We start from the raw sequence: 6,521 nt of genomic DNA, 5'->3' as shown, positions 1-6,521 counted from the left end.
GCTGGCACGGAGTTAGCCGTGGCTTCCTCAGAAGGTACCGTCACCCAGGGTTGCCCCCGTATTCGTCCCTCCCGACAGGAGTTTACACCCCGAAAGGCTTCATCCTCCACGCGGCGTTGCTGGGTCAGGCTTGCGCCCATTGCCCAAGATGCCCCACTGCTGCCTCCCGTAGGAGTCTGGGCCGTGTGTCAGGCCCAGTGTGGCCGTCCGTCCTCTCAGACCGGCTACCCGTCTTAGGCTTGGTGAGCCGTTACCTCACCAACTACCTGATAGGCCGCAGGCCCATCCTTAAGTGGATTGCTCCTTTTACCACAAACATCTCAATTCGTGGTCTTATGCGGTATTAGCTCGCCTTTCGGCGGGTTTTCCCCCTCTTAAGGGCAGGTTACCTACGTGTTACTCACCCGTGCGCCACTAAGTCATCCATCCGTATTGCTACTTCAAAATGACTCCGTTCGACTTGCATGTGTTAGGCACGCCGCCAGCGTTCGTTCTGAGCCAGGATCAAACTCTCATTAAAAACTTAAACACCAAATAAACTTTAACGGGGCCTACTTTTATGTTTTCAAAGAACAAAACTCCCTATCTTAACCTCTCTAATATTTTTAAAGGTAAAACAGAGAAGAATAAAAGCCATACCCATTGGCATAGCTATTTCTAAATCAAAGATCGCTTGTGCTTAAATCGGGGTTACTTTGAACCTTCTCTTTAAAGCCTATTATTATACTATCACTTCAGGCATTATAGTCAACAGGAGAATATAGGCAAAAATTGGAGTTTTTGATCAATTATACGCACAAAAATATCATTTAACCTCGAAAATCTCGTATATTCTTTATTTTGCTCTTTATTATGAGTTCTAATTTCATATCTCACCATTAAAAAAATTGTTTGTCTTTTCGTGCCTTATAGTAGATGAAGATCCGTGCCCAGCAAAAACCTTTGTGTCCTGAGGCAGTGACATCAATCTTAAAAAAGACTTCTTAAGTTCATTCATATCTCCGCCATAAAAATCAGTTCTCCCGACAGAGCCTGCAAACAAAGTATCTCCTGTAAATATAACATCTGCGCCATAAAGGCATATCCCGCCGGGACTGTGCCCCGGTGTATGTAAGATCTCAAATTTTAAATTTCTAATTTCTAATTTATCTCCTTCCCCAACAAACATATCCGGCTCAGGCAATGGTTCAAGTTCATATCCCCAGAATGCAGCCTGATCTTTTGCGCCTTCGTAAATCTCAAGTTCATCTTTATGAATCACTACCTTTGCGCCTGTTTCACCTTTTATGTCAGCAACAGCCCCCACATGGTCAAAGTGCGCGTGGGTGCATACAATATATTTTACCTTGAGGTTATTTTCTTTTATGATTTCCATTATCCTGTCAGGCTCGTCTCCGGGATCTATAATCATCGCCTCCCTTGTGTTATCATCTGCGATGATAAAGCAGTTTACTTCAAGCGGCCCTACCACAAGGCTTTTTATGAGCATTCCATCACCTCTCTTGAATTTTCTTTCTCGCTAACCCGACAATATATTCCAATTCTTCACTTTTAAGCAGATAACTTATAAAAAAATAAAGCGCAGAGCACAGTATTATAACACCCGATAGGTAACCCGCCTTTTCCATGCTCCTGCCGCTTTCTTTCCAGAGTTCTCCGTGAAGTAAAAACCAGCCTGCGATACCCATGGCAATCGAGGCAAGAGATATCTTCAAGAAAGATTTAATGATCCTTTTTGCTCCCAGCCTTTCCAGTTTTTTTCTCAGAAAATAGAACAGAAAAAGAAAGTTCACGGTTGACGCAAGGGCATTTGCAAGAGCCAGGCCGCTGTGTTTTAACGGCCCCATCAGCGCCAGGCTAAGGATAATATTTGTCATTACTGTAACCACAAGAATTTTAATCGGCGTTTTCGTGTCCTGCATGGAATAAAAACTTGCAGTCACAATCCTGACTCCGACTATGGCCCATATACCAAGGGAATAAAACAGAAGCGCATCAGCAGTTCCAACTGTTGCGGCATAATCAAACTTTCCTCTCTGAAAAAGAATATTGACAATTGGCTCTCTTAATGCAATCAGCCCTGCCATTGCCGGAATCGTTATGAAAAAGAGCAGTCTCAGCGCAAACGAGAAATCATCCCTGAGTTTGTCATAATCTCCTTTTAGTGCATGTTCCGACAAGGTTGGCAATACAGCCATCCCCATAGCAACCCCGAATATGCCGACAGGGAACTGGACAAGGCGCATCGAATAATATAGATATGTGATGCTTCCAGCAGCAAGGTATGACGCAAGGATTGTGCTTATAAAAATATTTATCTGCGCAACAGCCATCCCCATGGTTGCGGGAAGCATAAGAATAGACATTTTCTTAAGCCCCGGGTGTCTTAAATCATACTCGGGTTTGAGGCTATATCCGTTTTTTAAAAAAGACGGAATCTGAAAAGCAAACTGTACAAAACCTCCCAATGCAACCCCTATTGCAACTGCGATAATAGGCTGTTCCATTTTTGAAGCAAGCGATATAACTGTGACGATTATCGAAACATTAAGCATTGCCGGCGCCAAAGCCGGGATAAAGAATACACGCCTTGAATTTAATGCGCCCATAATAAGCGCTGCAAGGCTGATGAATAAAAGAAAGGGGAACATTACCCGCGTGAGAAGAACAGTCAAAGAAAATTTCTCCGGCATACTTAAAAAACCCGGAGCTATCGCTGTAACAATTGAGGGAGCAAATATAATTCCGATCAGACAGATTAAACCGACAAATATCATTATAAAAGTAAACGTAATCCTTACAAGTCTTTTTGCTTCATCTTTACCGTTCTTAGCCTGATACTCTGTCAGGACAGGTATGAACGCAGATGACATTGAGCCCTCTGCAAAAAGTTCTCTCAAAAGATTCGGGATCCTGAATGCAACAAAGAAGGTGTCTGAAAGTCCCGTGGCCCCGAAATAAACTGCAAGGATCATGTCTTTAACAAAGCCGAGGACACGGCTGATAAATGTGGCCACGGACATAATGCCGGCAGCTTTGGTTATATTTCTTTTTTCGTCCATTCCGTTGTTTATTATCCCTTGACCGCTTTAACCTCTCTGATGCTTTCGGATTCACCGATTAGTATTACAGCATCTCCTGTTTCAATCTTCTCATCGCCAGACGGATTAAAAATGTACCTGTCGCCTTTCCTTACGGCAACCACAGAGAATCCTTTTCTTTCCATAAGGCCCGATATTTTCAGCGTCTTGCCTGCAAATACAGAATCAGTATCCACAAAAATATCTTCAACCCTGTATACCTTCTCCTGATCCTTCAGCATCTTATCCAGAAATGTGACAGCCTCCGGCCTGACCATAGCAGATGTCATCCTCAGCCCGCCTATGAACTCAGGCAGGACTACTCCGTCAGCGCCAGCTCTTCTCATCTTTTCTTCAGACTCATCTTCTTCAGCCCTTGCAATAATTTTCAACGAAGGGTTAATGCCTCTTGCCGTAAGGATTAGAAGAAGATTCTCAGCATCAGTAGGCAGTGAACAGAACACGCCTTTTGCATGAGTGATATTTGCAGACTTTAAAACCGAACTGCTCGTTGCATCACCCTTGATGAATAATTTCCCTTCTTCTGCAAGCCTTCTGCATGCCTCCTCATTTTTGTCTATGGCAACGCACAGCCTTCTTGTTTTATGGAGTTCGTCAATAATATGCCTTCCTATTCTTCCCATGCCGCAAACAATATAATGCTCTTTTAATCCTGATATTATCTTTTCCATTTTTCTCCTCCTGAGTATTTCGCTCAACTCTCCCTCAACCAAAAAAGCGGTAAATGTCGATATGCCAAATAAGAGAACACCCATTCCGAATATAATCAGGAATATGGTAAACACTCTGCCATTCGGGGATAAGGGGTTCACCTCCATATAGCCTACAGAAGCTATGGTGATGACCGTCATATACAATGAATCAAGCATCCCCCATCTCTCTATTAGGACATACCCGGCTGTCCCCGATATAATTACAATGGCAAGCAGTATAAGAGCAAAGACAAGTCTTTTTATCATCTCAGGATTATAGCAAAAAAACATCCCAAAAAAGCATGTAAATTGACTTTATGCCAGAATAACTATAAGAAAGGAATTGCAAAATATGCAACTGTTTCTATAAAATCCTTTCATGGGAATTTTAGATGATATAGTTTCAAAGAAGAAAGAAAGGCTTGGAATCGCAAAGTCCGGCGTGCCCTTGAAAGGCATTAAATCAAGGATTGCCGATGCCGGGAAACCAAGGGATTTCAGAAGCGCAATAAAGCGGAATCATATTGGGAGAATAAAGCTCATTGCCGAGATAAAAAAGGCGTCGCCTTCAAAGGGTATTCTTAGAGAGGACTTTGACCCGATCCAAATAGCCTCTGTCTACGAAAGAAAACAGGCAGGCGCAATTTCAGTGCTCACAGAAGAGGATTTCTTTCAGGGCAGGCTTGAGTTCATCTCAGTGGTTAAAAAGATAACAACGAAACCACTCCTCAGAAAAGATTTTATATTTGATGAATACCAGATTTATGAGTCAAGGGCAAACGAGGCTGACGCAATACTTTTAATTGCTGCAATACTCAGTAAAAATCAGGCTGAAGAATATCTTCATCTCGCAAGAGAACTCGGGTTATCAGTGCTTTTTGAAGTCCATGATTTGAAAGAACTTGAGACTGCGCTTTCAGTAAATGCAGATATAATCGGCATTAATAACAGAGATCTGAAGACCTTAAAAATTGACCTTAATACCACATACATAATCAAAAAAGAAATCCCATCCGATAAAATCGTCGTCAGCGAAAGCGGAATTAAAACCCGCGATGACATATTGCGCCTTGAATCAGCAGGCATTGACACCGTATTAATCGGCACTTCATTCATGGAGGCAAAGGATATAGGGAAGAAGATAGAGGAACTTTTCGGTTCCTGAGCCTATCTTACAGCAGGATGTTAAATCATACTTATAAGTTTGACAAAAAAGGTTTTTATGTGATACCTTTCACTATAAGATTCTTTAAAAAAAGGATATCACAACCATGAAACAGGCAACAGCAAAAAGCACAGTTGACATGCTACATAAAATAGTGACGATTGAGAAAGAGGTCACGAATTTAAAACTATCAGTCCTTAAAAAGCTGATTCCAACCGGCAGAAAAACTATATCACTCAAGGGCATTCTCAAAGGTGTCGACATTACGGATAAGGACATTTCCGCTGCAAAGAAATCCCTTTACAGTAAAATAGGGATTTAAAACTCCTGTGAACTTTGTCACAGACACTCATCCTCTTCTCTGGTGGTTCATAGACAGCCCTAAAATAAGCTCAAACGCATCTGATATTTTTGAAAAATGCGAACTCGGAGAAAATGTCATCTTTATCCCCTCAATTGTCATAGCAGAAGCTTTAAGCATTTTTGACAAAAAGCGCGTTTCTTTCGATTTTAGAAAGCTGTTCAGAAAAATAAATGAGAGCGAAAACTTAGTTATAATCCCGCTTGATTATCCCGTTCTCAAAGAGATGATTGAACTGAAAGATATTCCTGAACTGCATGACAAGATAATCGCATCAACTGCAAGATTTCTTAATCTTCCTATAATCACCAAGGATGAAACTCTTCGGAATTTTCCTTATCTGAAAACAATCTGGTAATTCCTGCCAGTCCTCATCACTTTTCGCTCTTGTAAGTATTGGGGGATTTAATAGAACAACCTTTTTTGTTCTCTCCCTTTTGTTATTTTTCTTACATCACCACAAAAAAATAATACGGGAAGCGTCCCTATGTTTTTCTTGTCTACCTAATGGGGAGGCTTACGGTGCAGGTTCAGGCCAGGGAACATTTTTTATAGGCTCTCCTTTATCTTTATAATATCCATATCCCTTCACCCATATATATTCTTCTTGGTGATTAGGATCATTGGAAAAGATAGTTATTCTAGCCATGTGAGTTCCTTCATGATTAGGTTTATATACTACATTAAAGAAGCAGATTTCTTTGAGTGTACTTGGTTTGAGTGTAATTGGTGTGAGTGGTGAAGCAGACACTATTGTGCTGGACGAACAAGGTTTTGTATTGTCCTGTGCACTTAAAGAAAATGGGGCAGAAGAAGGTGAAGTAGCGTCAAGCCATAGGATGTATTTCAAGTCTACTCCTCCCCACCCCTTATTCACAATCCCAAACTGATGAAATACTTCTGTTCCTACCAAGACCTCCCCAAAATTATGCAATGAATTAAACGTTATTCCAGTTTTAGTTGAGTAAACCTCAATTTGTGCATACGGGTCTGGTTCTAAGGGGTTTGTAATCCCTTTGTTACAAGTCGAACCTAACATCATTAAAGATGATACTATTACTAATGTCCTGCTCGACTTTTTCGGAACAACTATTTCGAGTTTAAAGTTAGTCCCACCAGATTTTCAAGTTTATAATAATTAGCCGGGATATCATATCCCAGCGCCTCATGCGGCCTATAGGTATTGTATTTTATCCTGTAGG

Annotated in this window: 7 protein-coding genes and 1 rRNA gene; 3 read left to right on the top strand and 5 right to left on the bottom strand. The window is 41.3% G+C overall.

Annotated elements, in window-relative coordinates:
- The 4 genes from HY035_04975 to HY035_04960 form a co-directional block, all read right to left on the bottom strand.
- A 16S ribosomal RNA gene (locus tag HY035_04975) occupies window positions 1-520 on the bottom strand; the annotation flags it as partial.
- Between the two features lie 345 nt (window positions 521-865).
- Entirely contained in the window at window positions 866-1,489 is a 624-nt protein-coding gene (locus HY035_04970) for an MBL fold metallo-hydrolase (GenBank protein MBI3377742.1), read from the bottom strand.
- A 4-nt stretch (window positions 1,490-1,493) separates the two neighbouring features.
- Entirely contained in the window at window positions 1,494-3,062 is a 1,569-nt protein-coding gene (gene murJ, locus HY035_04965) for a murein biosynthesis integral membrane protein MurJ (protein ID MBI3377741.1), read from the bottom strand.
- Between the two features lie 11 nt (window positions 3,063-3,073).
- Complete coding sequence (locus HY035_04960; protein MBI3377740.1) at window positions 3,074-4,060, bottom strand: potassium channel protein; 987 nt, start codon at window positions 4,058-4,060, stop codon at window positions 3,074-3,076.
- A 112-nt stretch (window positions 4,061-4,172) separates the two neighbouring features.
- Here HY035_04960 and trpC point away from each other — a divergent pair, with 112 nt between their 5' ends.
- From trpC to HY035_04945, 3 genes are all read left to right on the top strand, one after another.
- Window positions 4,173-4,958 (top strand): indole-3-glycerol phosphate synthase TrpC, encoded by a 786-nt coding sequence (gene trpC, locus HY035_04955; GenBank protein MBI3377739.1) that lies wholly within the window; start codon window positions 4,173-4,175, stop codon window positions 4,956-4,958.
- Between the two features lie 106 nt (window positions 4,959-5,064).
- Window positions 5,065-5,280 (top strand): hypothetical protein, encoded by a 216-nt coding sequence (locus tag HY035_04950; GenBank protein ID MBI3377738.1) that lies wholly within the window; start codon window positions 5,065-5,067, stop codon window positions 5,278-5,280.
- A gap of 7 nt (window positions 5,281-5,287) precedes the next feature.
- Window positions 5,288-5,677: a PIN domain-containing protein gene (locus tag HY035_04945; GenBank protein ID MBI3377737.1), complete on the top strand. Its 390-nt coding sequence runs from the start codon at window positions 5,288-5,290 to the stop codon at window positions 5,675-5,677.
- A gap of 159 nt (window positions 5,678-5,836) precedes the next feature.
- Here HY035_04945 and HY035_04940 read toward each other — a convergent pair whose 3' ends face one another.
- A complete protein-coding gene (locus HY035_04940; GenBank protein ID MBI3377736.1) occupies window positions 5,837-6,361 on the bottom strand; it encodes a hypothetical protein in 525 nt (174 codons plus the stop codon).
- Window positions 6,362-6,521: the final 160 nt, after the last annotated feature.

Source organism: Nitrospirota bacterium (assembly GCA_016195565.1).
Classification (GTDB): Bacteria; Nitrospirota; Thermodesulfovibrionia; order Thermodesulfovibrionales; family UBA1546; genus UBA1546.
Note: the sequence above shows the minus strand (reverse complement) of the source record. Positions and strands in the feature narration are given on the sequence as shown.